Origin of the sequence: Paraburkholderia sp. SIMBA_027, from assembly GCF_046535315.1 — a bacterium.
Classification (GTDB): domain Bacteria; phylum Pseudomonadota; class Gammaproteobacteria; order Burkholderiales; family Burkholderiaceae; genus Paraburkholderia; species Paraburkholderia tropica.
Genome location: NZ_JAWRWY010000002.1, coordinates 17,256 through 43,870, shown reverse-complemented (window position 1 = coordinate 43,870; position 26,615 = coordinate 17,256). Strand labels below are relative to the sequence as shown.

The window sequence follows — 26,615 nt, the reverse complement described above, 5'->3', positions numbered from 1 at the left end:
AGCAGCGCCTCGGCTTGCATCGTTCCACCGCGAACCGTCGGCGCAAGCGCGCATGGGCCGCCGTCAAACGGCTGATCCGCATCGACTGACAGGACGTGGCGCGCTGTCCGGCCGCGCAAGAATCTCGCGCGGCGTCTCTGTCGGCCACGGATCCAGGCTTGACTCAAATCAATTCCAATCCGACGTCCGCGCCTAGACTGAGCCGCACGAGACACCGCTTCGGTGTGCCCTTCACCGCGGAGCGCCCAACATGGAGTACCGCAACATTCTGGTTCACCTTGACGAAAGCGAGAGCGCCCGCAAGCGCCTCGACGTCGCGCTGCGCGTCGCACAGCGTCACCGCGCCCACGTAAGCGCGCTTTTCGCGCCGACCGTGCAGGAGCACGACGTGGCGTATGCATTCGTTCTGAACGCCGAATACTGGTCGCAGTGCCAGCATGAACACCAGGCGTGCCGCCGCGCGCTCGAACATCACTTCTTCGGCAGCCTCGCCGAAGCCGGACTCAAGGGCAACTGGCGCACGGCCACGCACGCACAGCACGAGCTGCTGATGCGCGCCCGCTTCGCCGATCTGATCGTGCTCGGCCAAAGCGGTCCCGACGACCCCTACGCGTCGCTCGCCAACCGGCTGCAGGCGCGCGTGACATTGAGCGCCGGTCGACCGGTCCTGTGGGTCCCGCACGAAGGCGGCTTTCCCACCGTGGGCGAGCGCGTGATGGTCGCATGGAACGCGGATCAACCGGCCACGCGCGCGCTGTTCGATGCGCTGCCGTTCATGCGCCTCGCGGAGCACACCGAACTCGTGACCTTCACGCTCGCGCGCAAGGAAAAAGACCGCATTCCGGGTGCCGACATCGGGCTGGTGCTCGCGCGTCACGGGCTGGATGTGCAGGTCACGGAACTGCATCCGCCGCCGACCATCACGGTCGGCGACGCCCTGCTCGCACGCGCCGGCAAGACCGGCTGCGATCTGATCGTGATGGGCGCCTACGGCCATGCGCGCTGGAAAGAGCTGCTGCTCGGCGGCGTCACGCAGACGGTGCTCGGCTCGATGCCGGTACCGGTGCTGATGTCGCACTGAGCGCGCGAGGCGCGCATCACCTCCAGGAAAAACGTCATGTGCTACAAGACTCTGCTCGTCCACCTCGACGATTCGCCGCGATGCGAGGCCCGCCAGGCCTATGCGCTCGATCTGGCGGAGCGCTTCGACGCGCATCTCATCGGGCTGTATCTGCCGATGCCGCATGCGCGCGCGCCGGCGGCGCGCAACGGGTCCGTGCCCGAGCATCGCCGTGAGCACACGCACGCGCAGTTCCTCGAAGCGGGCGCGCGCGCGGGCCGGATGGTCGAATGGCGCGCGCTGCAGCCGGGCGACACGCCGTCCGCGACGCTGCACGCGCGTCACGCCGACCTGCTCGTGCTCGGACAGGGCGAGCACGGCAACGCCGCGTTCGACCCGACCAGCGGCCTCGTCGTGGACCTCCTGATGACGGCCGCGAGACCCGCCGTCGTGATCCCGCATGCCGGGAGCTTTCCGACGCTCGCTCGCAACATCCTGATCGCCTGGGACGGCAGCCGCGCCGCGGCGCGCGCCGCGTCCGACGCCTTGCCGCTTTTGCAGCGCGCCGATTGCGTATCGATCGAAATGATCGCGGCGCGGCCCGGCACCGCGCGCGTACGCGCGGCAACGGAAGCGGAAGATGCCGCCGCATGGCTGGACCTGCACGACGTCGGCGCGTCGTTTCACGAATGCGCGCGCGAACCGGGCGTCAAGACCGCTGCGACGCTGCTGGACCGCGCGAGCGCGCTGCACGCCGACATGATCGTGGCCGGTGCTTACGCGCACTTGCGCAACTTCGAGCGCGTACTGGGCGGCGTGACGCACAACCTGCTCGAAACCATGACGATTCCGCTGCTGATGTCGCACTGATATGCAATCGCACGGCGGCGCGCCCAACACGCCGACGTGCCTGCCCGACGGGAGCCCACCATGCAAAACCCTCCAGCCGCAGTCGATTCCGCCCATCCGCCCTGCAACGGCGCCGCCGACGTCACGCACGAGTTCGCGCTGCGCTTCGCCGTGCGTCATGCGACGCTCGCGCCGTCGAGCCACAACAGCCAGCCGTGGCGCTTCGTCTCCGGCGCGGACCGCGTGATGCTCTGCGCGGACAGACTGCGGGCGCTGCCCGTCGTGGACCCTTACGACCGGGAACTCGTCATCAGTTGCGGTGCGGCGCTCTTCAATCTTCGCGTGGCGATCGCGAGCCTCGGCATGGGATACGCGATCACCCTCTTTCCGTCGAGCACCGATCCCGATCTGCTGGCCGAAATCCGCCTGCTGCGTGAGCGCGTCACCGCGCCGGAACTGTCGACGCTGCTGAACGCGATTCCCGAGCGAGTGACCACGCGTCATCCTTTCTCTGCCGATCCCGTCGACGCCATGATCGAGCAGCACCTGATGGACGCCGCGCGCGCGGAAGGCGTCGAGGTTGCGTGCGTGAGCGCCGCCGCGCCCCGCAACGCGGTCGCCGACCTCGTCGCCGAAGCCGACCAGCAGCAATTCGCCGATCCGCGCTTCAGGCGCGAACTCGCGAAGTGGATCCACCCGCGCCACACCAACGACGGGATGCCGGTCTATGCAGCCGGACTCGGCGCGCTGCTCGATTTCGCCAGGCCGCTCGTGACATCCGCGATTCGAACCTTCGACCTCGGCGGCGGCGTGGCCGCCACGCATCGCGAACTTGCGGCGGGCTCGCCGCTGCTGCTGTGCATCGCAACCGGCGTCGACGATGCGCAGGCCTGGCTCGCCGCCGGTCAGGCGCTCGAACGGGTCCTGTTGCTGGCGACCGTGCATGGCCTCTGCGTTTCCTACCTGAACCAGCCGATCGAGATCGCAACGTTACGCTCCCGCCTCGCCGTGCTGATGGGGCTTCAGAGGACGGACTTTCCGCAGCTTCTGTTGCGGATCGGGCGCGGCACGCCCGACGCGGCGTCGCCACGGCGCCCGCTCGAAGACGTGATGTCCTGAGCTCCGTCTTTGCCGCGCGCGCAGGAGCGATGCGCGACTCGCGGCGGCAAAGACACAAGCAGGACACAACCGAGACACAAGCAGGACGCGACCGCGCAAAGCCGGCAGCCGCGCTTTCTCTCAGCTTGCGCTGCCCACGTCTCGCGCGAAATCGCGCTGGCCCTCGCGCAACTGTTCTGCGCAGGAGCGATAGAGCCATCCGGGTCCGTTATCCACGCTGTACATACCCCGGCACATGCCCTTCAGGCGAATCGTCGCCGTTCCGTCAGCCGCGGTTTCGCGGGCGGCCCAGAAATAGGCCACGCCGAATTGGTGCGGCATCCGCGTCTCGATCGTTTCGTCCGTGCTCCGCTCGATCGGCGTGGGCGAATGCGCCTGGACGAATGCCCGCGCGCGGTTCCATGCCTGCGCGCAATCGCGCAGCGTCATGCAGTGAATCGCCGCGTGCTCGCGCGCGAGCTCCAGCCCCGATTCGGAATCACGAAAGGCTTCGCGGCTCGCATCGGTCGCGCACGCCGCAAGCAGCACCGAAAACACCGAAAACAGCACAGCAAGCCGACCCGTCAGCCGATGCTGACACCATCCCTGAAACATGCTGACAACCCCGATAAAGAACCGGTCCGCGAAGTCGGACCGCATGGCCCAATCTAAGGATTGCCCGCCGCCCCCGATTGATCTGCCTCAAATCAGTCCCTCGCCTTCGATCGCCTCACGACTGACGCAGATCAACCGCGCAACAGAGAAGCGCGCTGCAATCTGTCTCGGAGGCGCCGTGGGGCGCGTTGAGAGGGAGTGCATGATGAAGCTGACCTTTCTGGGTGCGGCGCAAACCGTGACCGGCTCGCGCTACTTGCTCGAAGCGCAAGGCAAGCGGGTGCTGATCGACTGCGGGCTGTTCCAGGGCACCAAGAACCTGCGTTTGCGCAACTGGGCGCCCTTGCCTTTTCCGGCCGATACGCTCGATGCCGTGATCCTCACGCACGCGCACATCGATCACTGCGGCTACCTGCCGGTACTCGCGCGCAGCGGCTATCGCGGCCCGGTCTGGTGCACGCCGGGCACGGCCGACCTGTGCGGCGTGATGCTGCGTGACAGCGCCCGCCTGCAGGAAGAAGACGCGGCGTTTGCAAACCGTCACGGCTATTCGAAGCACAAGCCCGCTCTGCCGCTCTACACGCTCGACGACGCCGAAGCGGCGCTGCGGCTCCTCGCGCCACGCGAATTCGACACGCCGGTCGAGCTCGGCGAACAACTGACCTTCCGGCTGCTGCCCGCCGGGCATATCCTCGGCGCCGCGAGCGTCGTGCTGTGCAGCGGCTCGACCGTCGTCGCCTTTTCCGGCGATCTCGGGCGCCCCGACGATACGCTCATGCGGGCGCCGATGCCGCCCGTTCACGCCGACTATCTCGTGGTCGAATCGACCTATGGCGACCGGCTGCACGATGCCCTCGACCCTGAAGACGAACTCGCCCATCTGTTCGCGCGCACCTTCGCGCGCGGAGGCATCGTGGTGATGCCGTGCTTCGCGGTCGGCCGCGCGCAGGAGGTGCTTTACTACATCGCTCACCTCAAGGAAACCGGGCGCATGGCGAACGTGCCCGTCTATCTCGACAGCCCGATGGCCATCAGCGTCACGGACCTTTACCGCCATCACATGCGCGAGCACCGGCTGAGCATCTCCCAACTGCACGCCATCGATCATGCGGCCTTCATGACCCGCACCGTCGACGATTCGAAGGCCATTGCCGCGCGTCACGGCCCGATGGTCATCATCGCCGGCAGCGGCATGGCGACGGGCGGACGCGTGCTCCATCACCTGAACCTCTATGCCCCCGATCCGCGCAACACGATCGCGCTGGTGGGCTACCAGGCGCCCGGCACGCGCGGCGCGGCGCTCGAGGCCCATGCGCCGACCATCAAACTGCATGGCGACTACGTGCGCGTGCGCGCCGAAGTGGCGTCGATTTCCTCGCTCTCCGCGCATTCGGATTACCGCGAAACGATACGCTGGCTGGCCGGCATGACCTGCCCGCCGGTGCGCACGTTCGTGACGCATGGCGAGCCCGCCGCCGCCGATGCCCTGCGCCGGCGTATCGCCGAAACGCTTCATTGGGACTGCTGTGTGCCGGAGCAGGGGCAAACCATCGAACTGCCCGAGAATCCGGTTCGCGAACATCCGTGTCCGCCGTGCGAGTCCGCCAGCGCGGCGTAAGCTCCCGCGCGAATGACCTTGCCGTACGCGGCGGCGTTCACGCCGCGTCGGCATTGCGGCGCGCCGCCCGCAGGCGAAAGAATTGCGCCCTGCGCCACACAAACTCGCAATTTTTTCCGGACAGATCTGCGCGGCGATCCTAAAATTAGGGCAAGCGGCCCATCCATCCCGGCTCCCGACTGTTCTCCAATGAAGTCGCTACTTCATAGGGGAATGACTGACACAACCGTTCCACGCAAGCGCATCTTCGCAACTTCATCCGGACAGTTGCCATGAGCACACGCGCTCAGCCACGCGCGCACGGCGCAGTACGCATGTTTCTCGCACGTCTACGTCGGCCGGCAGGGGCATCGGCGCTGACGTTCGTTGTCGTCCTGACGCTCGCGCTCGTCGTTGCCGCGTTCGTCGCCGCGCAATGGCAGACCACCGCCGGGCACCGATTCGCGCGCCGCGCGGCCGCGCTGCGCGACACGGTCGAGCAAGCGCTCGTCGCCGACGAAGCCGCCCTGCGCGGCGCGCGCGGATGGCTCGCGCAACAGCCCGCGCCCAGTTCCGCAGCCTGGCGGCAGTACGCCGCCGATACCGTTCTCGACGATTCCCGGCTCGCGGTGGTCGCACTCGGGTATTTCCCGCTGCCTCTCGGCGTGTCCGAGACGGCATCCGCGCAGTCTGCGCAGTCCACGCTCGCCACGCTCTGGGCGGGCCCGGCCGCTTCCGAAGCCGGCAGTGCGTTCGACACGAGCGCCGCGGCCGTGGCGGCGCGCCGCTACGCGCTGCAAACCGGCAATGCCGGGCTCGCCGCCGAAGCCGCTCCGGAACCGGCGCAGCCTCGTCTGCTGCTGTATCTGCCCGTCTATGCCGCGCCGGCGGCGGGCGACGCACAACGGCCGCTGGCCGGCTTCACCGTGGCCTTGCTCGATGTGCAGCGCCTCTTCGAGCCGATCGTCGCCAGCCGGCCGGACCTCGCCCTTGCCGTTCATGCCGGCCAGCACGCCGCCGAGCTGTATCGCAGCGCCCCCACCGAAAATGCCGCCGTCGCCGGGGGCGCGCGATTCGAGCACACCGAGACCATCGTGTTCGGCGGCACGACCCTCACGCTGCACACGAGCGCGGACGGCAGTCCCTTCGTCACCGGCGCGGCCCTCAGCGCCGCGCCCGTGCTGCTCTTCGGCGTCCTTGCCGCCGCGTTGAGCGCCTTTCTCGCCCATCGGCTCGCGCGGGCCAATGCCGCGTCGCCCGGTCGTCTCCCCGCGTCCGAGCCCGCGGTCTCCGACGCACGGCTGAACGAAGCACGGCTGAACGAAGCGCGCATGATGGGCATCGTGCGTTCGTCGATGGAAGCCATCATCACGGTCGACGAAGCGCAGCGCATCGTCATCTTCAATCCCGCCGCCGAGTTCGTCTTCGGGCTGTCCGCCATGGAAGCGATCGGCTCGCCGCTGTCGCGTTTCATTCCTGAGCGCTTCCGCCCGGCCCACGCGCGCCACGTCGACCAGTTCGGCGCCACCGGCGTCACCGAGCGTCAGATGGGCCATCAGCAACGCACGCTGTTCGGCCTGCGCGCCAACGGCGAGGAATTCCCGATCGAAGCGTCGATTTCGCAGATTCACGATGTATCCGGCAAGCTGTTCACGGTCATGTTGCGCGACATCACCGAGCGTTTGCGCGCGGAGGACTCGCTCAAGCGTTCGCGCGAGGAATTGCGAGAACTCTCCGCCAATCTGCAAAACGTGCGCGAGGCTGAAAAGACGCGTATCGCGCGCGAGTTGCACGACGATCTCGGCCAGCAGCTCACCGCGCTCAAAATCGATCTCTCCACGCTCCAGAACCGGCTCGGCGGCGCCGTCGACGACGACATCGCCACGCGGCTCGACGGCATGGGCAAGCTGATCGACTCGACCGTGCGGGCCGTGCGCCGCATCGCGGCCGACCTGCGCCCCGTCATGCTCGACGACCTGGGCCTCGTGCCCGCGATCGAATGGCTCGCGAACGACTTCACGAGCCGCTACGGCATCGCCGTGCAGCAGACCATCCACACCGGCAACACGGTGTTTTCCGGCGAGGCGGCGTCGGCGCTCTTTCGCATCATCCAGGAAGCGCTCACCAACGTCGCGCGCCACGCCGAAGCGAGCGTCGTCACCTTGAAACTCGAAGTCGACAGCCAGCACTGCACGTTGCGCATCGCGGACAACGGCCGCGGCGCGCAGCACACCGCCTGCGATCCGCAGCGGCACGGACGCCGCGAAAAGTCGTTCGGATTGCTCGGCATCCGCGAGCGCGCGCATATGTTCAACGGGGAAGTCGAGATCGACACGGCGCCGGGCGAAGGATTCGCCATTGCCATCACGTTCGCGCTCGACGCCCTCCTGCCAGCAGAGACCGCTTCATGATCAAGGTGATCCTCGCCGACGATCACACGCTCGTGCGTGACGGTCTGCGGCGCATCCTCGAAGACGCGCGGGAATTCGACATCGTCGGCGAAGGCTGCGACGGCGCGACCACGCTTGCGCTCGTGCGCGAGCGCGAGGCCAGGGTGCTCGTGCTCGATCTGTCCATGCCGGGGCGCAGCGGCGTGGAGCTCATCAAGCAGATCAAGGAAGAGAAACCGGCCTTGCGCATTCTCGTGTTGACGATGCATGCCGAACAGCAATATGCGGTGCGCGCGTTCAAGGCGGGCGCTTCGGGCTATCTCACCAAGGAAAGCGCCAGTGCGGAACTGGTGAACGCCGTGCTCAAGGTGGCGGCCGGCGGCGTCTACGTGAGCATGGCGATGGCCGAGCGCTTCGCGCAAAGCCTGAACGAGCCGGGCGACACCTTGCCGCACCAGCGTCTCTCCGATCGCGAGTTCGAAGTGTTCCGGCGCCTCGCCAACGGCGAAACCATCGGCGAAATCGCGCAGGCGCTCTGCGTGAGCGCGAAGACCATCAGCACCTACAAGGTGCGCATCCTCGAAAAAATGGAAATGCCGCACGAGGCCGCCCTCGTGCGTTACGCGCTGCGCCACAAGCTGCTCGACGATCAGGACGAACCCTGAGCCGACGCTGTTGCCAGTCGCTGTAGCCAACTTCCGCTGCCCTGCCCGGCGACGCATCGTCGCATGTTTGTAGGAATCGCCCTACATAACTTCCGTTTCGCGTACGCCGCTTTCCATCGCCGCCGATTCTCTTTCTCGCCGCGCTCGCCAATACTGGCTACATGACAGCCGATACCACCACGCGCGCGCTGCACGTGTTTCTCGTCGACGAGGCGACGGCGGTGCGCCGCAGAGTCGCCGAGACGCTCGCCGCCCTGTCGGACGTGAGCGTGGTCGGCGAGGCCGAGGACACCGTCACGGCTCTGCACGGCATCGCCACGAGCGGAGCGCATGTCGCGGTCGTCGACCTGCGGCTGAACGCGAGCAACGGCATGGAACTCATTGCCCGACTGTCGCGCGAACAACCGGGCGTGCTGACTATCGTGCTGACCAACCATGCGGCGGCGCCGTTCAAGGCCGCCTGCGAACGGGCGGGCGCCGCCTTGTTCTTCGACAAGACGTCCGAATTCGACGCCGCCTGCCATGCCATTGAAGCGCTTGCGAAACAACGCGCGACCCTCGCGCGATGAATTGGAGACTCTCATGTATGCCGAGCCCGTTTGCGACCCCTCTCTTCCCATGCCTGCGCCCACGCCCTGGCCGGTGATCGCGCTGCAACCCGCGGCGCACGAGGCCGCTGTGCGCCGTCCTGCCTCGCGCTGCTCGACCTGCTCGCTGCGCGCGGTCTGCATGCCGGCCGACCTCAGTTCCGCGGAGCTCCAGCAACTGGATACCCTCGTCCTCACGACGCGCATCGTGCGGCGCGGCGAGACGCTGTTTCGCACCCACGATCCCTTCCAGAGCCTCTACGCGGTACGCACCGGCTCGTTCAAAACGGTCGTCATGCATCGCGACGGCCATGAACAGATCACGGGCTTCCAGATTCCCGGCGAACCGCTCGGCCTCGACGGCGTGTGCGCCGGTACGCACAATTGCGACGCGATCGCGCTCGAAGACAGCTCGGTCTGCATCATCCCGTTCGGCCAGCTGGAGTCGCTGTGCCGCGAAAGCCGCCGCATGCAACATCATCTCTATCAGTTGATGAGCGGCGAAATCGTGCGCGAATCGAGCCTCATGATGCTGCTCGGCACGATGACGGCGGAACAACGGCTCGCGGCCTTCCTGCTCGACCTTTCCGCCCGTTTTCGCATGCGCGGCTACTCGGGCGCGCAGTTCAACCTGAAGATGAGCCGTGAAGAAATTGGCTGTTTTCTCGGCATGAAACTCGAAACCGTCAGCCGGATGTTTTCGCGCTTCCACCGGGAAGGGCTCGTCGAGCCGGACGGCAAGCAGATCCGCATCGTCGATGCGCAGGGTCTCGCGCGCGTGTGACCCGCGACCCATCCAGGGTGAATGTTCCGCAAGCTGGCCGCGGGTCGTCAGGCGCGGGGCGTTTTTTCGCCCTTGCCGCAGCGCTTCCCGCGGCGCACTTTTGGCCTTGACTCAAATCAACGCCATACCGCCGGACGATGTCAGCATGAACAAAGGCGGCGCGCCTTTCGGCCTGCCCGACACTCGAGGAGATCATTCATGGCCTGCGCACCGTTTCCCGCCGCCGTTGCCATTCGACCGCTGCGCGAATCGCGCCGCGCGCGGTCAGGCGCCCTGCTCGTACAGGCGGCTGTGTTAGTCGCCGTTTCGCTGCACGCCGCCGGCGCGGCCGCGCAAACGCAGGAGCCCGTCGAACTCGTCGATCAGCAGCATTGCATGTTTTGTCACACCTCCGACGCCCCGTTTCTCGCGCCCTCGTTCCACCAGATCGCGCAACGCTATCGCGACCAGCCCAACGCCAGCACGATGCTGGAGGAAAAACTCCGGCATGGCGGCAAGGTGCACTGGGGCGACATGTCCATGCCGCTGCCCGCCGATCGCGGCGGTCCGCTTTCGGCCGAGGACGCGCGCACGCTCGTCCAGTGGGTGCTGAGTCAGTAACTGCGCGGCGGCTTCGTGTGCGCATTCGTGCGTTTCGTGCGTGTCAGACACGCAAGCGAAGATCAGCGCGCCGCGACGCGCCCGATGCTCACCTCAATGACCGCGCCGCGCCGGACCGCTGTGAACGGCGTAGCGCGACGTACCGGCGAGTTGCAGTTCACGCTCGGCGGCATCGAAAGCCTGGCGGATGGCGACGAGCGGATCGTCGCCCGAGCAGTGAACGATGGGCTTGAGACCTGTGGCGGCCATGAGAAGATCGAGCCGCACATCGTAGGTCTGAACAGGGCCCGTTATATGCATCGACTCGATCGCCAGGTGGCATGCCTGCAGCACACCGCTGTACCGCTCCAGACGCAGGAGCTGCACACCGGCCTCAGCCTCGATCGCGGCGGACCCGACGAATCCGAGATAAACAATCTGCATGCCTAATCCCATTGCCGCGCCCCTTCTCTTCATACGCCCCATGACTGCGTGCACGCGCATCTCGCCGATCATCGCTGCACGTGGAATGCATGGCGATTCATGAGATCGATCCAGAGCATGCCTTCACGCAGGCCGTCGAGCATCGCGGCCGTCTCGGTGACGAATGTTCGATGATGATCGAAGGCGTGGCAGACCGCCTGTTCCGGCGCGCGCTGCCTGATCGCGATATGGCAGGAGAAGCCGCCTTGTGGCGCAGGCGACGTGACCGCCTCCACGATCCATGTATCGCTGTCGACCGTACCCTTGAGTGTCATGATGCGGATCTCTGTTTAGCACGTCGCTGAGAATGAAATGGCACGCGCGTCGGCGCGTGTCAGCTGCCATAAACGCGAAACACGCCGCTGTGCAGCAGCACGGGCGCCCCGCGCGTCGCCCGAATCAGCGTGACCGCCGTGTCCTCGATGGCGTGGCGATGCTCGTCGAAGGCTTCGACGAGATCCGTCTCGCGAACCGATCGCGCGCCGAAATGATCCTCAAGCGCCTCGGCGGTAATGCCGCACTCGATCCGCTTGCCGTCCACACAGACCGGAAACACCAAGGTGTAGCATTGCGCGTCGTATTGCGGCACCGACGGCGGAAACGTAATGTCCATGACCAGATCTCCTTGCCTCGCCTGCCACCCGCAGCTCACGGGGCGGCCTGAATTCAGCATAGGGTCTTGAAGTGCGGAACCGTTGACACATATCAATTCAGTGAAAGCTGCACCCAGCCGCGAAGACCAGGCGCTCAACAGTCTGCGGCACGACCCACCGTGGCCGCATCAGGCGTCGGCGAGAAAAAAAGCGCAGGGCGTGCCCTGCGCCTGACCGGCGCATCCCGTGCGGGCCAGCACGGATCGATGCGCCGCCTCCCCACAAAGCCCGCCTGATTTACTCGATGCGCAGCCGCTTTTGCTCCGCCGGCGCCTTTTTCAGCAGCGTCAGCGACAGCACGCCGTCCTGATACTGGGCCGTCGACGCGCTCTCGTCGATATCGCCGCCCAGCGAGAACGAGCGCGCAAACGCGCCGCTATAACGCTCGCGGCGGATGACCCGCTCGCCTTCCTTCTGCTCGGCCTTGCGCTCGACCTTCGCGCTGATCGAGACCACATTGCCGTCGATCTTCACGTCGATGTCTTTCTTGTCCACGCCCGGCAATTCCGCCTTGACCGTGTAGGCCTGATCGCTCTCGGTCACGTCGATTTTCATGGCCGCCAGATCGTGCTCCTCCGACGCGAGCAGGCCGCGCATAGGGCGGAACAGCCCCTGAAACAGATCGGAAACCGGCTCGACCGAAAACGGGTCGTAACGTGTCAGATTGCTCATCGCGATTCCTCCTTTTGAGCTGTCACTCGCCGCACCGTCCGCTTGCGCGCACCGCGCGGCAGCGCGGGTAGATGCCCACTCCTTGCGCGCCCGCACATCGCCGCCGGGCGCGCATCAGCTTCAATCTACGAACCCGCGACGTTTCCCGATTGATCCAACTCAATGCTCGTGTGTCTGAAGCGCGTCTCGACGCTGCACGGAAGTGCCCGATTTGGCGGAATAGGACGCTTGACTTAAGTCAAGCGTGCGCCCGTCCTCATTCGTAGACTCGAATTCATTCGTGGCCTGCATCAAGCCGGGCGACGATCGCCCGTTCCCACTCGCCGGAGCCCCGCCATGAGTTTGAAGACCTTGCTGCTTCATCTGGATACCAGTGCGCGCGCCAGCGCACGCCTCGCGCTTGCGTTGAAACTCGCGCGCACGTACGGCGCGCACCTGGACGGTCTGTTCGCGGTTTTCGAACCGAGCCCGCGCGAGTTTCACGTCATGGCCGGCACGGCGGACTACTACGACTCGCATCGCAGACTGCGAGCGGAACAGCGCGCCGCGATCGAGCGGCTGTTCCATGCGGAGCTGGCGCGCGCGCAGGTGAATGGCGCATGGGTGGCCGCCGAGGGCGAACCCGTCGCCGCCGTCATGCAGCGCAGCCGCAGCGCCGATCTGACGATCGTCGGCCAAACCGATCTCGACGAACCGGAAGCCTATGTGGCGAATCACTTTGTCGAATCGGTCGTGCTCGGCGCCGGCGGGCCCGTGCTCGTCATGCCCTACACCGGCCACTTCGAATCGGTAGGCGAACGCGTGCTGATTGGCTGGAACGGCAGCCGCGAGGCAGCGCGCGCGGTTCACGATGCGATTCCGTTCATCGCGCGCGCCGCACATGTCACGATTGCCGCCGTTTCCAGCAGCTTTACGCCCGCGCCTTCGGCGGCCTCGTGCTCGGATCTGGCCGCGATGCTCGCGCGCCATGGCGCGAACACCGTCGACATCACGCGTTTCGACCGCAGCGCCTCGGAATCCACGGGCGACGCCCTGCTCAGCTACGCGGCCGATAACGGCTTCGACCTGCTGGTGATGGGCGCGTATGGTCACTACCGCTTGCAGGAAACCGTGCTTGGCGGCGCGACGCGCTCGGTTCTGCTCACGATGACACTGCCCGTGCTCATGTCCCATTGAGCGGCAGCGAACGCACGCGACCGCACGTGCCCCGGAGACAGATCATGTTTTCCCGCATTCTCGTTGCACTCGACGGCAGCCAGACCGCGTCGAAAGCACTCGATGCCGCGATCGAACTCGCGCGTGACAGCGCCGCGGAACTACAGCCGCTGTACGTCATCGACATGCCGATGCTGGCCTACGACGTGCCGGGCTTCGATCCGTCGATCATTCGCGATGCGTACGTCGAAGAGAGCCGGATCCTCGGTGCCGATGCCCAGAACCGCATGACCGGCGCGGGCGTGAGAGGCGCCCCGCGCACGGCGGAAGTCCAGCTGGGCGCCGATGACATCGCGCAATGCATCGAACGCGCGGCCGCCGACTGGCACGCCGATCTGATCGTCATGGGCACGCACGGACGCCGCGGCATGCAGCGGCTGGCACTCGGCAGCGTCGCTGAACGCGTGCTGCGCAGCGCCTGCCGTCCGGTGTTGCTGATCCCGGCGCGCGCGACCGCGAAGGAGCGCGCCTGAGCCCTGGCGAGCGTGTGGCGCACCGCCCGCCTCCGTCAACATTGACTTAGATCAACCATTGACCGGATCGCGCTTGCGCGCACTAAACGTGACTGCCACTGCGCACTGTTGCTTGCGCGCGGCATTCAGCGTGCATAAACCCCGCTATCATTCAAAGAATAAGAAGATACGGGCGAACAATTTCATGGTGAAACGGAAAGGCACGCCGCACGATGCCGCCGCAAGCAATCTCCGCGGACAGAAAACTCAATCCGCACAGGCCTTCCGGCAGATCCTGAAGGTCATCGCCCGCAACATGGTCTCGCCGGCCGGCATCCTCGGTTGCAGCATCGTGTTGTGGCTGGCGACGCTCAGCATCGGCACCGCCATGTTAATGACGTCCCGCACCGACGCCTTCAACCACGCGCTACGGAATTCACGCAATCTCACGCTGGTCCTCGAGCGCGACATCGAGCGCAGCATCGATCTGTACGACCTTTCGTTGCGCGCGGTCTCCGACGGCGCGGCCGACAGCCAGGTGATGGCGTTGCCGGCCAACCTGCGCGACCGGGTCCTGTTCGACCGGGCCGCGACGGCCCACTATATGGGACCGATGACGATCAGCGCCGGGAACGGCACGCTGATCGCCACCTCGGATCCCCGATCCGCCGGGCGCGAGCGCGCCGCGCCGGATCTGAACGCCGCCGGCCACCTGATGACGCCGGACGGCCTCTATATCGGCCGCCCTGTCCATTCGTCGGCGAACCCCGCCCAGTTCGCCATTCCGCTAGGCCGCTCGATCTATCGCCCCGACGGAAAATTTCTGGGGACGGTCATGGGCAGTCTCAGCATGGAGTACTTCCGGGAACTGACCAATGGCTTGTCGATTGGCGAGCGCGGCTCGGTCATCGTGTTCGAAACGGATGGCACCTTGATTTCCCGCTTGCCGGACAGTTCGGAAAATATCGGCCGGAATTTCGCGCAGAGCCCGATATTCCGGCGCTTGATGACGGGCACGGAGGGCCACTTTGTGGGCACGCCGAACCTCGATGGCGTTCGTCGGCTTTACGTCTATAAACGCCTGCCCGATTTACCTTTGATTGTTGCCGTTGCGCCCGCGATGAGCACCGTCTATGCCGAATGGTGGGCGCGAGCGACGTGGTTCGGCGCGCTTATTCTGGCGTTCACGGCCATCAAGGCAGCCGGGACCTGGCTATTCGTGCGCGAGCTTCGCCGCAGGCAGCGCGCCGAGGCCTCGCTGGAGCGCATGGCGCATCACGACCCGCTCACCGGGCTGGAGAATCGCGCCACGTTCGACGACGTGCTGGCCCGGGAATGGAAATGCGCAAGGCGAAACGAAAAGCCACTGTCCCTGTTGTTTATCGATATCGACCGGTTCAAATCGTATAACGATCAATATGGTCATCAAGCCGGCGACGTCGCCTTGAAATCCGTGGCCACGCGAATTGCCGCGTGTCTCGACAGACCCGGCGATCACGCCGCGCGGTATGGCGGCGAGGAATTTATCGTCGTCTTGCCCGACACGGATACGCGCGGCGCCGCCTTGATGGCGGAGAAGATTCGGAGCGCGGTATTCAATCTCCAGATCGAGCATCGGCAAGCGCCATTGCACATGCTCACGGTGAGCATTGGCGTGTCGACGACGGCGGTCGATCGAGTGACGGACGCAAGCACCCTGCTGAAAACAGCCGATATGGCGCTATACGAGGCGAAGCGACTGGGGCGGAACTGCGTGTCGATCGTGCCGCAACTCGATACAGAATGTGCGGCCTGAAACTGGGAAGCCGCACGTTTCGACAACGCCTCGTTCGCTAGTCATCGCTGGACACGTCGACGCCGGTCACTCCGACAAATGGCGGAGCAGCACTGGATTGATCCAGACGCAGTTCGCCGCGCGCGCGCTCGGCAAGATTTTCATAGTGGCGCCGGAAGCGCGCCAGTTCCTTTTCGTCGAGTTCCTCCAGATCCAGTAACGCGTTGTGCGCGCCCGCGAGCGCGCGTATCAGCTCGTCCAGCTTGATCTGCATGGCAGCGGTATCGCGATTCTGCGTGTTCTGGATAAGGAAGACCATCAGAAACGTCACGATGGTCGTGGAGGTGTTGATCACCAGTTGCCACGTGTCGCTATAGTGGAAAACCGGTCCGGTGATCGCCCATACGATCACCAGTGCGGTGGCCAAAACGAACGTCGCCGGACGGCCGGCGAAACTCGACAATTTGCTGGAGAATCTGGAAAACCAGTTGCTGTTCATGCTCGCCTCCCAGTCCGTTGTGCCCGCGAGCGTTCGCCTCATGGCGCACGGGTCTGCTGCAAATCCGAAGCGAGCATCCGCCGTGCCCGCACAGACTGCACCCGCTGTTTCCACGGCGCGAGAAGTGGCCAGTCTGCCTGGGCCATAGCGTCTACACGTACTGTGCGTATCTCGTGGACAGCCTTCCCCGTATGAAGCACGCCCGTTGAGACCGCTTGGCGGACAACGTCTTCGCTTCCCATCCGCGTGCAACTCCGGTTTGAAAACACCGTACACTTGGCGGTCCGAATGACTGTTTGCTACGCGAGGACCACGCATGCCGACGACTGCCCTGGTTGCCCTTGCCGTTGTACTCACGCTCATCGTCGTATTGCTGATCGCCAATCTCACTAGCGGCGAGAAGAAGATCGAGCACAAGATCGAGCGGCTTTACGCCAGCGACGATGCCCAATTCACACGCTCGATGGGGCTGTTGCTCGGGCCGCCGGTTGTCGGCGGCAACCGCTTTGAAGTGCTGGTCAACGGCGACCGGATTTTTCCCGCCATGCTCGGCTGCATTCGCGCCGCAAAGCACACCATTACCTTCGAAACGTTTATCTATTGGTCCGGTGCAATCGGTGAGCAGCTTGCGCAGGCGCTGTCCGAAAGAGCGCGTGCCGGAATCGCGGTCCATGTGCTGCTCGACTGGATCGGATCGTCGAAGATGGACCCGCGTTATCTGCGCATGTTGCGCGAAGCGGGCGCACAGGTGATTCAGTATCACAAGCCGCACTGGACCGGGCTCGGCAGAATGAACGATCGCACGCACCGCAAACTGCTCGTGATCGATGGCCGCATCGGTTTTACAGGGGGCGTGGGTATCGCCGAAGAATGGACCGGCGACGCGCAGGACGACAAGCATTGGCGCGACACCCATTTTCGTGTCGACGGACCAGCGGTCGGCCAGATGCAAGCCGTATTCATGGACAACTGGGTCAAGGCGACGGGCAATGTATTGCACGGCCCCACGTATTTTCCGCAGATCGACGCATCGGGCGACGGGCTCGCCCACATGTTCAGCAGTTCGCCATCGGGCGGCAGCGACGACATGCAGTTGATGTACCTGATGGCCATCACGGCCGCGACGCATTCGATACAGCTTTCGAGCGCGTACTTCGTGCCGGACAAATTGACGATCAACGCAATCGTTGAAGCGGCGAAGCGCGGCGTGGCCGTGCGCATCATTACGCCTGGCAAACACATCGACACGCATACCGTGCGCGAAGCGTCGCGCGCGTGCTGGGGACCGCTGCTGGAGGCCGGCGTAGAGATGTACGAATATCAACCCACCATGTTCCATTGCAAGCTCATGGTCGTGGATGAATATATGGTGTCGGTCGGTTCGACCAATTTCGACAGCCGCTCTTTCAGGCTCAACGACGAAGCCAATCTCAATGTCTACAATCGCGACTTCGCGCGGCAACAGACGGCGATCTTCGATCGCGACATCAGCCACGCGAAACGCATCACGCTCGAAGCATGGCGCAACCGTCCATTGCGGGAAAAGCTGCTTGAACGCGCGGTTCAATTGCTCGACTCGCAGCTTTGATTGGGGATCGGCGTAGCGCCAACGTTGCGGCCGGGCGCGCGAATCGCACCGAGCGGTGCAGATCCGTTTCGCGGGACATCGCGTCTTCTTTCGTTCTTTCAAAACTCTGTCAATTTGATTAACGCATTCAAACTCATGGCCGATCTGCGCCGAGGTAATCAAGTCCGCCATAATATGGCGCGGTAGCGCACGCACAAAAATCCCGAAACAAGCGCTGCCGGATCGGAGATAAAAATTGGACAAGAGTCGTCGTAATTGGCTGAAGGCTGGCGCCACTATCACCGCCACGGCAACGGGCGTATTTTCCGGCCGCATTTTCGCCGCGCAGGAACAGCAAGCGGGCACGAAGATCGAATCGATTCCGCCTCTGACGGGCCAGCCTGGCGTGCGCCTCGTCACGTATAGCGTCGGTGCGCAGCCGTCCATCGGCGTGGTGCTCGACGACGGCCGCCTGCTCGATCTCAAGGCCGAAGCGCACGCACGTCACCTCAAGCTGGCGTTCGACCCAAGCTCGATGCTTTCGCTGATCAAGGTCGGCGATCCGGCACTGCAACAGGTCAGAACGCTGAGCGAGCATCCGCGATCCACACTGCTGTCGCTGGAAACAGTGCGGCTGCTTTCGCCGATCCCGCGCCCGGATCGCAACATCTACTGTGTCGGCTGGAACTATCTCGACCACTTCGAGGAGGGACAGGCCGTGCGCACCGACAACAAAACCAGTACGTTGCCCGCGCACCCTGTTTTCTTCACCAAGGGTACGCACACCATGAACGGGCCGTTCGATCCGATTCCCTACGATGCGGCGAACTCCACCAGCACCGACTGGGAAGCGGAACTGGCCGTCATCATCGGCCGCACCGGCATCAATATCTCCGAGGCGGACGCGATGAATTACGTGTTCGGCTATTCGGCGTTCAACGACACGACCGAGCGCGATATCCAGCAGAAACGCCACGGCGGCCAGTGGTTCAAAGGCAAGAGCCTCGACGGCCACGGCCCGATGGGTCCCTGGATCGTCACGGCGGCCGGCGTGAAGCTCGACGATGTACGCGTCATTTGCCGCGTGAACGGTGTCGAAAAGCAGAATGCCAGCTACCAGCAGATGTACTTCAAGATCCCGCGCATCATCGCCGAACTGTCGCGCGGTATGACGCTGGAGGCCGGTGACATCATCGCGACAGGCACGCCCTCGGGCGTCGGTTTCGCCCGTCAGCCGCCGGAATTCCTGAAGCCGGGGGACATCATGGAAACCGACATTGTCGGCGTGGGTGTCATCCGTAACGAAATCCAGCCGGTGTAACGCCATCGTCGTCGAGACTACGCGCCACTTCGCCGAACGTGGCGCGCGGCGCTCGCTCAATATGGCTGCTGTATAGTTGCGCGGTCGTCGGTGTGGAACGCGATATCGCGCGCATCCGGCAACCCTGCGACGCCCGCCCTTTCCCACTCCCGAGACCCCGCCCGCATGGATCGCCTGGCCGCAATGGAAACCTTCGTCGCCGTCGTAGAGGCGGGTTCGTTCTCGGCGGCGGCGCGTCGGCTGCATATCGGACAACCCGCCGTATCGAAGTCGATCGCGCAACTCGAAGAGCATCTGAACGCGCGCCTCCTGCTGCGCTCGACCCGCGGCCTCACCCCCACCGATGCTGGCCAGCGCTTCTACGAACACGCGTGTCTGGCGATCGAAGAAGCCGATCGCGCGGAACATTCGGTGCGCGAGTCGTCGGAGGGACTGGTCGGGAGGCTGCGCGTGGGCGCGGCCGTGACCTTCGCGAGGCTGCACGTCATCCCCGCGCTTGGCGCGTTCCTCGAACAGCACCCGAGACTCGATGTGGAGATCGTGATGGACGACCGTCCGATCGATCTGCTCGAGGAAGGCGTCGACGTCGCGTTGCGCATGGGCCGGCTCGACGACTCCGCGATGACGGCGCGGCGCGTCGCAAGCGGAAAGCGTCTGGTGGTCGGCACGAAGGCGTATTTCGCACGGCATGGCGTGCCGCAAACGCCCGCGGAACTCAGTCAGCATCGGGCAATCGTTCACGCCATGCGCAGCGGTGGAGACGCGTGGGCGTTCGGACACGCGGACGGCACCGAAGTGGCCGTCACGGTGTCGGGCCGCGTGCGGGTCAGCGCGGCCGAAGGCGTGCGCGCCGCCGTCCTCGCCGATCTGGGACTGGCCGTGGCCTCGGAATGGATGTTCGCGCCGGAACTCGCGGACGGCTCCGTGCAGGCCGCGCTCACCGACTGGACGCTGCCGGGCATCGACGTATGGGCGGTGTTTCCTTCCGGGCGCATGGCAACGACGAAGGCGCGCGCCTTCGTCGCCTTCGTCGAAAGCCTGTTTGCCGGACAGACCTAAAACTGGCCATCGGATTCCAGCCTGGCCGATCGAGGCGCCGCGTGCGATCGCGCGATGCCGATGACGGGCGCGCCCGCTCACACCTTCGCGTTCGCGCGCGCCAGAACCGACAACATATCGACCGGATCGGGACGATGCGTGTAATCGGGATTCACTTCCGAATACAGCACGATGCCATCCTGACCGATCACGTAGCGCGCGGGCATCGGCAGCGTCCATGAAGGATCGGCGTTGAACGCGGGCAGATCGTTTTTCAAGGCCTGGTAGAGATCGACCAGATAATCGGGCAGCGCGAAGCGCAGGCCAAATGAAGCACCGACCTCGCCGTTCGTATCGCTCAACACCGGAAAGCCGAGTTTGTTATCGCGCACGGATTTGCGGCTGTTCACCGCGGTCTGCGGCGAGATGGCCACGACGCTCGCGCCGTATCCCTCGATCTGCGGAAGCACGTCATTGATCGCCTGTAGCTCGATGTTGCAATACGGGCACCACACGCCACGATAGAACGTGATGACGAGCGGGCCGCGGCGCAGTAGTTCGACCGATGATACGTCGTTGCCGTCCTGATCCTTGAGCGTGAAGCTGGGCGCGCGCTCGCCGGCCTTGATTGCGCGCGTCGCCTGACCGCTTGCGATCAGTTCGGCGGTGGCGCGCTCCATGATCGGGTGAATCTCCGGCGGTGCATAGTACGGCGGCTTGCCGCCCTTGAAGTCCGCCTTGAACGCGTCGAGTTTGTCTTGCAGTGACATGTCCTTCTCCTGTATCGGGTGATCGAGTGAGAACCTGCGCTCAGGCGCTGGCCGCGACGCTCGTCTGCGGCTTGACCCATTCGTTGCCCTTCATGAAAGCGTCGTAAGGCGTATGCACGATGTGATTGGTGTAATTGCTCATCACCTTCGTCGCCACGCCGAGAATCACTTCGAACACGTTGCGGCGCGTGTAGCCGGCGGCGAGGAATGCGTCGATGTCGGCATCGGTGGCGAAGCCGCGCTCACGCACCACGACGGTTGTGAAGCGATGCAGCGCTTCGAGCTTTGCGTCGGGAAGCTCGGTGCCGGCGCGCAGCGCGTCGATCACGGCCGGGTCCATCTTGATCATCTTTGCGAGCGTGCTGTGACCGGCCATGCAGTAGTGGCAGTCGTTCTCGAAGTTCGAGGTCAGATAGACAACCTGCTGTTCATGCGGCGTCAGCGTGCTTTTCGAAAACAGATCCCAGAGCGCCGAATAGCCGGCCAGCAATTCGGGCGATTCCGCCATGAAAGACTGGAGATTCGGGACGAAGCCGAAGGCGGCTTTCGTGCCTTCGAGCAGGGGCTTCGAGTCGGCCGGTGCGGTCTCGACGGTGTAGGCGTTGAAGGTGTTCATCGTGGATTCCTCTGTGGGTTGACGGTGAACACATGATCGGGCAGACGCCGCGCCCCAAGAAGGCAGGCGGTGGTGATAGGACTTATTCCTTTGCGGAATGGCGCGCGACTTGTCTGTTACGAGGTTTCGCAACGTGACCGATGCCGTGACTTGAGCGAGTTTTCAAGCGCGTTCACAACCAGCACGCCCCGCATCTACGAATAAAAAACGACCGCTCATCGAAGCAACGATTCAACGCGGACATACACGCCGCTAGCGGCGCGGCATTAACACGCCACAAAACACACGCAACCTATCCAAACTGGCAGGTCATCCAGGTCCATGGATCGCGGCTCACACACGAATCGCCGTGTTCGTCCTGTTTCGGCTGCTTTAAAAAATTCGCTTTGAATTCGAATTGCATTACACAGGCCGGCAACGTTACGCGGTGTTCCGTAACAAGCAACATGAGCCATTACGTTACGCACGATGCCGCGCGCATCGCTCAGTTCGCTGCGCGCACATCGAATTTTCCTGGCCCGCACAAACCGGCCTCGACCATCTCCTGAAGAAGTCCGCTGCACAACGATCCTCGCCCGCCCTCGCGATCCGATTCGCGAATTCGTCAGTCGAATGGCACACCTGTTGCATTAGAAGCAGTGCAGCAAATCGTGCGAGCGCCGATACAAGGCGCAAGCGGCAGTCTCACCGCCGCGCCCGACACATGGCCTGGAGGAGACACCTCAAGCCACGGGTCAACATAGGCGGCAACGTCGCGCGTCGATGCGCGGCGCGGCCCTGGCGAAATCGAGTGCAGTCAGTCGTGGACCGACCATGATGGCTGCGAGTGCGTTCGTCTTTCAGCGCTACATGCGGGGGAGAAGTCTCATGTCAGTCGAGAAGCAGCTATTGCCACTGCCGGGTGGCCTGAAAGTCTACGTCGAGCATCATTGCTTCGATCCATCGTTCGAAACCGTCCTGCTCGTCAACGGTGCGCTGGCGACCACGGCATCGTTTGGCCAGACCATCCGTTACCTGGGCGAACGCGTCAATGCGCTGTGCTTCGATCTGCCGTACGCGGGCCAGTCGCGCCAGCACAACGCGTGCGACTACACGCTCACGAAGGACGACGAGATCGACATTCTCATGCATATCGCCGATCGTTTTCGCCCGTCGTATCTGCTGTCGGTGTCATGGGGCGGCGTGGCGTCGCTATTCGCGCTCGCGCGCGGCTGCGCGAGCGTACGGCGTGCCGCCATTGCGTCGTTCTCGCCCTTCCTCAACGCGGCCATGACCGATTACGTGACGCGCGCGCGCGACCACATCGCGGCCGGTCAGAACCTCCAGGCGGCACAACTGCTCAACGATACCGTTGGCCGTCATCTGCCGCGCATCATGAAGCTCTACAACTATCGCTACCTGACGCGTCTGCCGCGCGACGAACAGGATCAGGTCGCGTTTCACGTCGACCAGATTCTTGCCATGAAGCCGGAGCGATATCTGGACGAATTCCGCCGCATCGATTGCGACGTGAAATTCGTCAACGGCGATCTCGACGAATACACCACCGCCGCCGACGTGCGCCGTCTGGGCGATTACGTGCGGCACGCGGAGTTCGCGACGATTCATGGTGCCGGACACTTCCTCGATCTCGAAGGGCGCACGCAACAGGAGCAGATGCGCAACGTGCTGTGCGACTTCTTCTGCGGCGAGCGCGAGACCTACGCGTCGCTTGCCGTGATACCGAATTCGAGCACGCCGCAGCGTCTGCCGTTCCAGGTGCCCGCGCTGTCGTGAGATGCGCGAATCGCGCGCGCACGCATTCCCTCTCCATCGTCGAGATCTCTTCATGAATATCGCTCAAAGCATCGCCATTGTCGTGCCGTGGCTCGCGTGGCTGGTTTACTGGATCGCGACGGCGCAGGCCGTCAAGACCACCGCTCGCCGCGAAGCGCGCAGCGCGCGCACCTGGCAGTCGCTGCCATTGATCGCAGGTGGCGCGCTCCTCATCCTGCCCGACCCGACATTGAACGCGCTCTCGCCCGATCCGACGCGCCTGGGTGCAATGCAGTTCGGCGGCTTCGCGGTCCTCGTTGCCGGCCTGCTGTTTTCGGTGTGGGCACGCGTGCATCTGGGAACGAACTGGAGCGTCTCGGTGACGCTCAAGGAAGGTCACGAACTAATCCGAACTGGTCCTTATGCACTCGTTCGGCATCCTATCTATACTGGATGCCTGATCGCGCTGGCCGGTTCGGCCTTGATCGGCGAGACCTGGCGCGGCGTGGCTGGGGTCGTGCTGATCTTCGCGTCGCTGGCCTTCAAGGTGCGCATCGAAGAAAGCTGGCTCACGGGGCATTTCGGCGACGCCTACGCGCGCTACCGCCGCGAAGTCGCGGCGCTGATCCCCGGCATCTATTGATGTCGCGAACACCATATAAACGACTGACACGCACGGCGGCCCGATGGCACAAATCATCATCACGGCGATAGGTTCGGCTGGCGATGTGCACCCGCTGCTCGGCGTCGGGCGGGCGCTCGCCGCGCGCGGTCATCGCGTGGTGTTCTGTTCGCATCCGCCATTCGAAGCGGCCGCGCGCCGCGAGGGTTTCACGTTCGTCGCCATCGGTCTTGCCGAAGACTATGCAGCCGCGCTCGCGAACCCTGCGCTCTGGCATCCGCGCACGTCGTTCAAGACGTTGTGGGCTTTGATCGCACCCGTGCTGCAACCGCATTACGCCACCCTTGACGCGCTGCGCGGCCCGGACACGGTTCTCGTCGGCACGCTGTGGGCGTTCTCCGCGCGCCTGCTCCAGGAGCGGCACGGCACGCCTTACGTGTCCATTCAGGTCTCGCCGTCGACACTGCTCTCCGCGCACGCGCCACCGGCGCACAAGCGTCTCACGATTCCGCGCGGCCTGCCGTTGGCGTTCAAAGCCGCGTTGATGACGCTGATCGAGCGCGCCCTGCTCGACGCCGTGTGCGGGCCGAATCTGAACGCATTGCGCGCGACGCTCGCACTGCCGCCCGCGAAACGCATTCTGGGCCGCTGGCTCCATTCGACCGACGGCGTGCTCTGCCTCTTCCCCGACTGGTTCGCCCCGCCGCAGCCGGACTGGCCCGCGCAGCACAGGCAATGCGGGTTTCCGCTCTTCAACGATCTCGACGACGGCACGCCCGACGCGGAACTCGACGCGTTCCTGAGCGCGGGCGAACCGCCGGTGGTGTTCACGGCGGGGTCGACGCTCGTCGACGGCCAGCACTATGCGCGCGCCGTGCTGCACGCATTGCGTGCGACCGGCACACGCGGCCTGCTGCTGGGCTCGGACTTCACACTCGACGACGCGCAACGCGGCCGCGATATGCCACGCCAACGCCTGCTGCAACGCCGCTACGTGCCGCTGCGCGCGCTGTTGCCGCGTTGCCGCGCGCTCGTGCATCACGGCGGCATCGGCACCGCATCGCTGGCGTTTGAAGCCGGTATCGCGCAACTCGTCACGCCGTTCGCGCACGATCAGTTCGACAACGCGCAACGTGTCGCCGACGCCGGTTGCGGCCTGCGCCTCGACGCACCGATCAAGGAAGCCGCGTTGGCCCGTGCACTCGCCCGGGTCCTGCACGACCCACGCATCGCCACGCGTTGCGCACAGATACGCAACAAGCTCGCGACCTCGCCCGACGGTTGCGTCGACGCCGCGCGTTTTATCGAGCGCTTCGTGCCGCAAGCCACATCGCACGCCGCGCAGGAGATGGCACGCGCGCCCCTGCTCAAAGTGGCGGGCGCATGAGCACGGCCTCGCCCTTCACGATCCCCGACGCGAGCGCCGCGCACGCACGCGGCGGCGTTCGTCTCGCGCTTTTGACGTTCGCACTGTCGCTCGCGACCTTCATCGAAGTGCTCGATTCGACGGTGACGAACGTCGCCGTGCCCGCGATCTCCGGCAGCCTCGGCGTGGCCAACAGCCAGGGCACGTGGGTCATCAGTTCATATTCCGTCGCCGCGGCGATTGCCGTTCCGCTCACGGGCTGGCTCGCGCGACGGCTCGGCGAAACACGCCTTTTCATCGGCGCGGTGCTGCTTTTCACGCTCACCTCGCTGATGTGCGCGCTCGCCGCCGACCTGCATGTACTGGTCGCCTGCCGCGCGCTGCAAGGACTCTGTTCCGGGCCGATGGTGCCGCTTTCGCAAACGATCCTCCTGCGCACGTTCCCACCCGCGAAACGCACGCTCGCGCTTGCGCTCTGGGGCATGACGGTGTTGCTCGCGCCGATCTTCGGCCCCGTGGTCGGCGGCTACCTGATCGACACGTTGTCGTGGGAATGGATCTTCCTCATCAACCTGCCCATCGGCCTGTTCTCTTTCGTTGTCTGCGCAACCCTGTTGAGAAAAGACGCGAAACGCGGCGAACGCGTTCCAGTGGATTTTATCGGCATCGCACTGCTGGTGGTCGGCGTGGGCGCATTGCAGGCGATGCTCGATCTGGGCCACGACGCGGGCTGGTTCGACTCGACACTGATCGTCACGCTCGCCATCGTCGCCACACTCGCGCTGGTCTCGCTGCTACTCTGGGAAGCAGGCGAAGCACAGCCTGTCATCGACCTGAGCCTGTTCCGCGATCGCACCTTCTCGTTCTGCGTGCTCATCATTTCGCTCGGCATGGCGAGCTTTTCGATTGTGGGCGTGGTGTTCCCACTCTGGCTTCAGGCGGTGATGGGCTACGACGCCTTTCACGCCGGCCTCGCGACCGCACCGCTCGGCATGCTCGCGCTGGTGTTCTCGATTCTCGTGGGTCTCTATGCACATCGTTTCGACGCGCGCGTGCTCACGACCTTCGGCTTTCTCGTGTTCGCCGCCGTGCTCTGGTGGGACACGCATTTCACACTGACCATGTCGTTCACGCAGATCGTCACGCCCGGCCTGATTCAGGGGATCGGCCTGCCGTGCTTCTTTATTCCGCTGACCGCGGCGACGCTATCTCGCGTACCCGATCATCAGCTTGCCGCCGCGTCGAGCCTGTCTAATTTTCTGCGGACGCTCGCCGCCGCATTCGGCACGGCGATGAGCGTGACGCTCTGGGACCACCGCGCGACGTTCCACTACGCGACCCTCGCGCAATCGCTGACAAAGGAATCGGGCGGCACGCAACACTACGTCGCCACGCTGCATGCGATGGGGATCAGCGGCGCACGCGAAGCCGGCGCACTGCATCAGGTGACCCTGCAGCAGGCCTACATGATGGCGACGAGCGACATGTTCTTCATGGCGTCCGTGACCTGCCTCGTGCTCGCCACGATGATGTGGTTCACGCGCCCCAAACGGGGCGCCGCCATGACCCTCGGGCACTGACACCAGAA

General features: G+C 64.7%; 27 protein-coding genes. 19 read left to right on the top strand and 8 right to left on the bottom strand.

All coding sequences use genetic code 11. The features are described 5' to 3' along the window. The first annotated feature begins 250 nt into the window (after positions 1 to 250). From SB764_RS03150 to SB764_RS03140, 3 genes are read left to right on the top strand one after another with little or no spacing between them, the layout of a single operon-like run. Positions 251 to 1,081, top strand: a complete 831-nt coding sequence (locus SB764_RS03150) for a universal stress protein (protein ID WP_410862638.1) — start codon at positions 251 to 253, stop codon at positions 1,079 to 1,081. A gap of 36 nt (positions 1,082 to 1,117) precedes the next feature. Beyond that, positions 1,118 to 1,930 carry a universal stress protein gene (locus SB764_RS03145; protein WP_110329578.1) on the top strand — a complete coding sequence of 271 codons (813 nt, stop codon included), beginning with the start codon at positions 1,118 to 1,120 and terminating at the stop codon, positions 1,928 to 1,930. A 60-nt stretch (positions 1,931 to 1,990) separates the two neighbouring features. Continuing rightward, the gene (locus tag SB764_RS03140) at positions 1,991 to 3,028 is read left to right on the top strand and encodes an Acg family FMN-binding oxidoreductase (RefSeq protein ID WP_176080541.1); all 1,038 of its coding nucleotides are present in this window, start codon (positions 1,991 to 1,993) and stop codon (positions 3,026 to 3,028) included. 120 nt (positions 3,029 to 3,148) lie between these two features. Here the strand turns inward: SB764_RS03140 and SB764_RS03135 are convergent, their stop codons facing one another. Next, on the bottom strand, positions 3,149 to 3,667 hold the full coding sequence (locus SB764_RS03135) for a hypothetical protein (RefSeq protein WP_231957451.1): 519 nt from the start codon (positions 3,665 to 3,667) through the stop codon (positions 3,149 to 3,151). A 160-nt stretch (positions 3,668 to 3,827) separates the two neighbouring features. Here SB764_RS03135 and SB764_RS03130 point away from each other — a divergent pair, with 160 nt between their 5' ends. From SB764_RS03130 to SB764_RS03105, 6 genes are all read left to right on the top strand, one after another. Next, positions 3,828 to 5,240, top strand: coding sequence for an MBL fold metallo-hydrolase RNA specificity domain-containing protein (locus SB764_RS03130; protein WP_410862879.1), 1,413 nt, complete (start codon positions 3,828 to 3,830; stop codon positions 5,238 to 5,240). Between the two features lie 272 nt (positions 5,241 to 5,512). Then, the gene (locus SB764_RS03125) at positions 5,513 to 7,630 is read left to right on the top strand and encodes a PAS domain S-box protein (RefSeq protein ID WP_410862635.1); all 2,118 of its coding nucleotides are present in this window, start codon (positions 5,513 to 5,515) and stop codon (positions 7,628 to 7,630) included. Continuing rightward, positions 7,627 to 8,274 (top strand): response regulator transcription factor, encoded by a 648-nt coding sequence (locus tag SB764_RS03120; protein WP_065058346.1) that lies wholly within the window; start codon positions 7,627 to 7,629, stop codon positions 8,272 to 8,274. The genes SB764_RS03125 and SB764_RS03120 overlap by 4 nt, the downstream gene beginning before the upstream one ends. 161 nt (positions 8,275 to 8,435) lie before the next feature. Continuing rightward, a complete protein-coding gene (locus SB764_RS03115) occupies positions 8,436 to 8,843 on the top strand; it encodes a response regulator (RefSeq protein WP_065058345.1) in 408 nt (135 codons plus the stop codon). A gap of 49 nt (positions 8,844 to 8,892) precedes the next feature. Beyond that, positions 8,893 to 9,645: a helix-turn-helix domain-containing protein gene (locus SB764_RS03110; protein ID WP_110329581.1), complete on the top strand. Its 753-nt coding sequence runs from the start codon at positions 8,893 to 8,895 to the stop codon at positions 9,643 to 9,645. A gap of 198 nt (positions 9,646 to 9,843) precedes the next feature. Further along, on the top strand, positions 9,844 to 10,245 hold the full coding sequence (locus SB764_RS03105) for a c-type cytochrome (protein WP_065058343.1): 402 nt from the start codon (positions 9,844 to 9,846) through the stop codon (positions 10,243 to 10,245). A gap of 93 nt (positions 10,246 to 10,338) precedes the next feature. Here SB764_RS03105 and SB764_RS03100 read toward each other — a convergent pair whose 3' ends face one another. From SB764_RS03100 to SB764_RS03085, 4 genes are all read right to left on the bottom strand, one after another. After that, positions 10,339 to 10,668: a hypothetical protein gene (locus tag SB764_RS03100; protein WP_074987428.1), complete on the bottom strand. Its 330-nt coding sequence runs from the start codon at positions 10,666 to 10,668 to the stop codon at positions 10,339 to 10,341. A 68-nt stretch (positions 10,669 to 10,736) separates the two neighbouring features. Next, a complete protein-coding gene (locus SB764_RS03095) occupies positions 10,737 to 10,982 on the bottom strand; it encodes a hypothetical protein (RefSeq protein WP_065058342.1) in 246 nt (81 codons plus the stop codon). A 59-nt stretch (positions 10,983 to 11,041) separates the two neighbouring features. After that, the gene (locus SB764_RS03090; protein WP_065058384.1) at positions 11,042 to 11,320 is read right to left on the bottom strand and encodes a DUF1488 domain-containing protein; all 279 of its coding nucleotides are present in this window, start codon (positions 11,318 to 11,320) and stop codon (positions 11,042 to 11,044) included. A 277-nt stretch (positions 11,321 to 11,597) separates the two neighbouring features. Next, complete coding sequence (locus SB764_RS03085; RefSeq protein ID WP_321867538.1) at positions 11,598 to 12,032, bottom strand: Hsp20/alpha crystallin family protein; 435 nt, start codon at positions 12,030 to 12,032, stop codon at positions 11,598 to 11,600. A gap of 336 nt (positions 12,033 to 12,368) precedes the next feature. Between SB764_RS03085 and SB764_RS03080 the strand changes: the two genes are divergently transcribed. From SB764_RS03080 to SB764_RS03070, 3 genes are all read left to right on the top strand, one after another. After that, positions 12,369 to 13,208: a universal stress protein gene (locus SB764_RS03080; protein ID WP_065058340.1), complete on the top strand. Its 840-nt coding sequence runs from the start codon at positions 12,369 to 12,371 to the stop codon at positions 13,206 to 13,208. 44 nt (positions 13,209 to 13,252) lie between these two features. Further along, positions 13,253 to 13,720 (top strand): universal stress protein, encoded by a 468-nt coding sequence (locus tag SB764_RS03075; RefSeq protein WP_065058339.1) that lies wholly within the window; start codon positions 13,253 to 13,255, stop codon positions 13,718 to 13,720. Between the two features lie 184 nt (positions 13,721 to 13,904). Then, the gene (locus tag SB764_RS03070; RefSeq protein ID WP_080180539.1) at positions 13,905 to 15,494 is read left to right on the top strand and encodes a diguanylate cyclase; all 1,590 of its coding nucleotides are present in this window, start codon (positions 13,905 to 13,907) and stop codon (positions 15,492 to 15,494) included. Between the two features lie 37 nt (positions 15,495 to 15,531). On the opposite strand, the gene SB764_RS03065 is transcribed toward SB764_RS03070, so the two are convergent. Further along, on the bottom strand, positions 15,532 to 15,972 hold the full coding sequence (locus SB764_RS03065; RefSeq protein ID WP_110329607.1) for a low affinity iron permease family protein: 441 nt from the start codon (positions 15,970 to 15,972) through the stop codon (positions 15,532 to 15,534). A 316-nt stretch (positions 15,973 to 16,288) separates the two neighbouring features. Here SB764_RS03065 and cls point away from each other — a divergent pair, with 316 nt between their 5' ends. From cls to SB764_RS03050, 3 genes are all read left to right on the top strand, one after another. After that, positions 16,289 to 17,560 (top strand): cardiolipin synthase, encoded by a 1,272-nt coding sequence (gene cls / locus SB764_RS03060; protein ID WP_074987406.1) that lies wholly within the window; start codon positions 16,289 to 16,291, stop codon positions 17,558 to 17,560. Between the two features lie 385 nt (positions 17,561 to 17,945). Continuing rightward, entirely contained in the window at positions 17,946 to 18,860 is a 915-nt protein-coding gene (locus SB764_RS03055) for a fumarylacetoacetate hydrolase family protein (RefSeq protein ID WP_321858344.1), read from the top strand. A 165-nt stretch (positions 18,861 to 19,025) separates the two neighbouring features. Continuing rightward, positions 19,026 to 19,919 carry a LysR family transcriptional regulator gene (locus SB764_RS03050; RefSeq protein WP_074987407.1) on the top strand — a complete coding sequence of 298 codons (894 nt, stop codon included), beginning with the start codon at positions 19,026 to 19,028 and terminating at the stop codon, positions 19,917 to 19,919. A gap of 77 nt (positions 19,920 to 19,996) precedes the next feature. Here the strand turns inward: SB764_RS03050 and SB764_RS03045 are convergent, their stop codons facing one another. Both SB764_RS03045 and SB764_RS03040 read right to left on the bottom strand, forming a co-directional pair. Continuing rightward, complete coding sequence (locus SB764_RS03045) at positions 19,997 to 20,668, bottom strand: peroxiredoxin-like family protein (RefSeq protein WP_110329584.1); 672 nt, start codon at positions 20,666 to 20,668, stop codon at positions 19,997 to 19,999. A 40-nt stretch (positions 20,669 to 20,708) separates the two neighbouring features. After that, the gene (locus SB764_RS03040; RefSeq protein ID WP_065058335.1) at positions 20,709 to 21,284 is read right to left on the bottom strand and encodes a carboxymuconolactone decarboxylase family protein; all 576 of its coding nucleotides are present in this window, start codon (positions 21,282 to 21,284) and stop codon (positions 20,709 to 20,711) included. An 867-nt stretch (positions 21,285 to 22,151) separates the two neighbouring features. Between SB764_RS03040 and SB764_RS03035 the strand changes: the two genes are divergently transcribed. Genes SB764_RS03035 through SB764_RS03020 form a run of 4 tightly spaced genes read left to right on the top strand, consistent with a single transcriptional unit; the run spans position 22,152 to position 26,607 of the window. Then, complete coding sequence (locus tag SB764_RS03035; RefSeq protein ID WP_065058334.1) at positions 22,152 to 23,060, top strand: alpha/beta fold hydrolase; 909 nt, start codon at positions 22,152 to 22,154, stop codon at positions 23,058 to 23,060. Between the two features lie 52 nt (positions 23,061 to 23,112). After that, complete coding sequence (locus SB764_RS03030; protein WP_110329608.1) at positions 23,113 to 23,682, top strand: methyltransferase family protein; 570 nt, start codon at positions 23,113 to 23,115, stop codon at positions 23,680 to 23,682. Between the two features lie 43 nt (positions 23,683 to 23,725). Then, positions 23,726 to 25,048 (top strand): glycosyltransferase, encoded by a 1,323-nt coding sequence (locus tag SB764_RS03025; protein ID WP_410862630.1) that lies wholly within the window; start codon positions 23,726 to 23,728, stop codon positions 25,046 to 25,048. Further along, positions 25,045 to 26,607 (top strand): DHA2 family efflux MFS transporter permease subunit, encoded by a 1,563-nt coding sequence (locus tag SB764_RS03020; RefSeq protein WP_410862628.1) that lies wholly within the window; start codon positions 25,045 to 25,047, stop codon positions 26,605 to 26,607. Before SB764_RS03025 ends, SB764_RS03020 begins: the two co-directional genes overlap by 4 nt. Positions 26,608 to 26,615 lie beyond the last annotated feature (8 nt).

Excerpts from the sequence above, each read along its gene's own strand:
- SB764_RS03065 (WP_110329607.1), bottom strand. The coding sequence starts at position 15,972 with ATGAACAGCAACTGGTTTTCCAGATTCTCCAGCAAATTGTCGAGTTTC.
- SB764_RS03120 (WP_065058346.1), top strand. The coding sequence starts at position 7,627 with ATGATCAAGGTGATCCTCGCCGACGATCACACGCTCGTGCGTGACGGT.
- SB764_RS03100 (WP_074987428.1), bottom strand. The coding sequence starts at position 10,668 with ATGCAGATTGTTTATCTCGGATTCGTCGGGTCCGCCGCGATCGAGGCT.
- SB764_RS03125 (WP_410862635.1), top strand. The coding sequence starts at position 5,513 with ATGAGCACACGCGCTCAGCCACGCGCGCACGGCGCAGTACGCATGTTT.
- SB764_RS03105 (WP_065058343.1), top strand. The coding sequence starts at position 9,844 with ATGGCCTGCGCACCGTTTCCCGCCGCCGTTGCCATTCGACCGCTGCGC.
- SB764_RS03050 (WP_074987407.1), top strand. The coding sequence starts at position 19,026 with ATGGATCGCCTGGCCGCAATGGAAACCTTCGTCGCCGTCGTAGAGGCG.
- SB764_RS03145 (WP_110329578.1), top strand. The coding sequence starts at position 1,118 with ATGTGCTACAAGACTCTGCTCGTCCACCTCGACGATTCGCCGCGATGC.
- SB764_RS03110 (WP_110329581.1), top strand. The coding sequence starts at position 8,893 with ATGCCTGCGCCCACGCCCTGGCCGGTGATCGCGCTGCAACCCGCGGCG.
- SB764_RS03085 (WP_321867538.1), bottom strand. The coding sequence starts at position 12,032 with ATGAGCAATCTGACACGTTACGACCCGTTTTCGGTCGAGCCGGTTTCC.
- SB764_RS03150 (WP_410862638.1), top strand. The coding sequence starts at position 251 with ATGGAGTACCGCAACATTCTGGTTCACCTTGACGAAAGCGAGAGCGCC.
- SB764_RS03140 (WP_176080541.1), top strand. The coding sequence starts at position 1,991 with ATGCAAAACCCTCCAGCCGCAGTCGATTCCGCCCATCCGCCCTGCAAC.
- SB764_RS03135 (WP_231957451.1), bottom strand. The coding sequence starts at position 3,667 with ATGCGGTCCGACTTCGCGGACCGGTTCTTTATCGGGGTTGTCAGCATG.
- SB764_RS03070 (WP_080180539.1), top strand. The coding sequence starts at position 13,905 with ATGGTGAAACGGAAAGGCACGCCGCACGATGCCGCCGCAAGCAATCTC.
- SB764_RS03030 (WP_110329608.1), top strand. The coding sequence starts at position 23,113 with ATGAATATCGCTCAAAGCATCGCCATTGTCGTGCCGTGGCTCGCGTGG.
- SB764_RS03040 (WP_065058335.1), bottom strand. The coding sequence starts at position 21,284 with ATGAACACCTTCAACGCCTACACCGTCGAGACCGCACCGGCCGACTCG.
- cls (WP_074987406.1), top strand. The coding sequence starts at position 16,289 with ATGCCGACGACTGCCCTGGTTGCCCTTGCCGTTGTACTCACGCTCATC.
- SB764_RS03075 (WP_065058339.1), top strand. The coding sequence starts at position 13,253 with ATGTTTTCCCGCATTCTCGTTGCACTCGACGGCAGCCAGACCGCGTCG.
- SB764_RS03130 (WP_410862879.1), top strand. The coding sequence starts at position 3,828 with ATGAAGCTGACCTTTCTGGGTGCGGCGCAAACCGTGACCGGCTCGCGC.
- SB764_RS03080 (WP_065058340.1), top strand. The coding sequence starts at position 12,369 with ATGAGTTTGAAGACCTTGCTGCTTCATCTGGATACCAGTGCGCGCGCC.
- SB764_RS03020 (WP_410862628.1), top strand. The coding sequence starts at position 25,045 with ATGAGCACGGCCTCGCCCTTCACGATCCCCGACGCGAGCGCCGCGCAC.
- SB764_RS03045 (WP_110329584.1), bottom strand. The coding sequence starts at position 20,668 with ATGTCACTGCAAGACAAACTCGACGCGTTCAAGGCGGACTTCAAGGGC.
- SB764_RS03115 (WP_065058345.1), top strand. The coding sequence starts at position 8,436 with ATGACAGCCGATACCACCACGCGCGCGCTGCACGTGTTTCTCGTCGAC.
- SB764_RS03095 (WP_065058342.1), bottom strand. The coding sequence starts at position 10,982 with ATGACACTCAAGGGTACGGTCGACAGCGATACATGGATCGTGGAGGCG.
- SB764_RS03090 (WP_065058384.1), bottom strand. The coding sequence starts at position 11,320 with ATGGACATTACGTTTCCGCCGTCGGTGCCGCAATACGACGCGCAATGC.
- SB764_RS03025 (WP_410862630.1), top strand. The coding sequence starts at position 23,726 with ATGGCACAAATCATCATCACGGCGATAGGTTCGGCTGGCGATGTGCAC.
- SB764_RS03035 (WP_065058334.1), top strand. The coding sequence starts at position 22,152 with ATGTCAGTCGAGAAGCAGCTATTGCCACTGCCGGGTGGCCTGAAAGTC.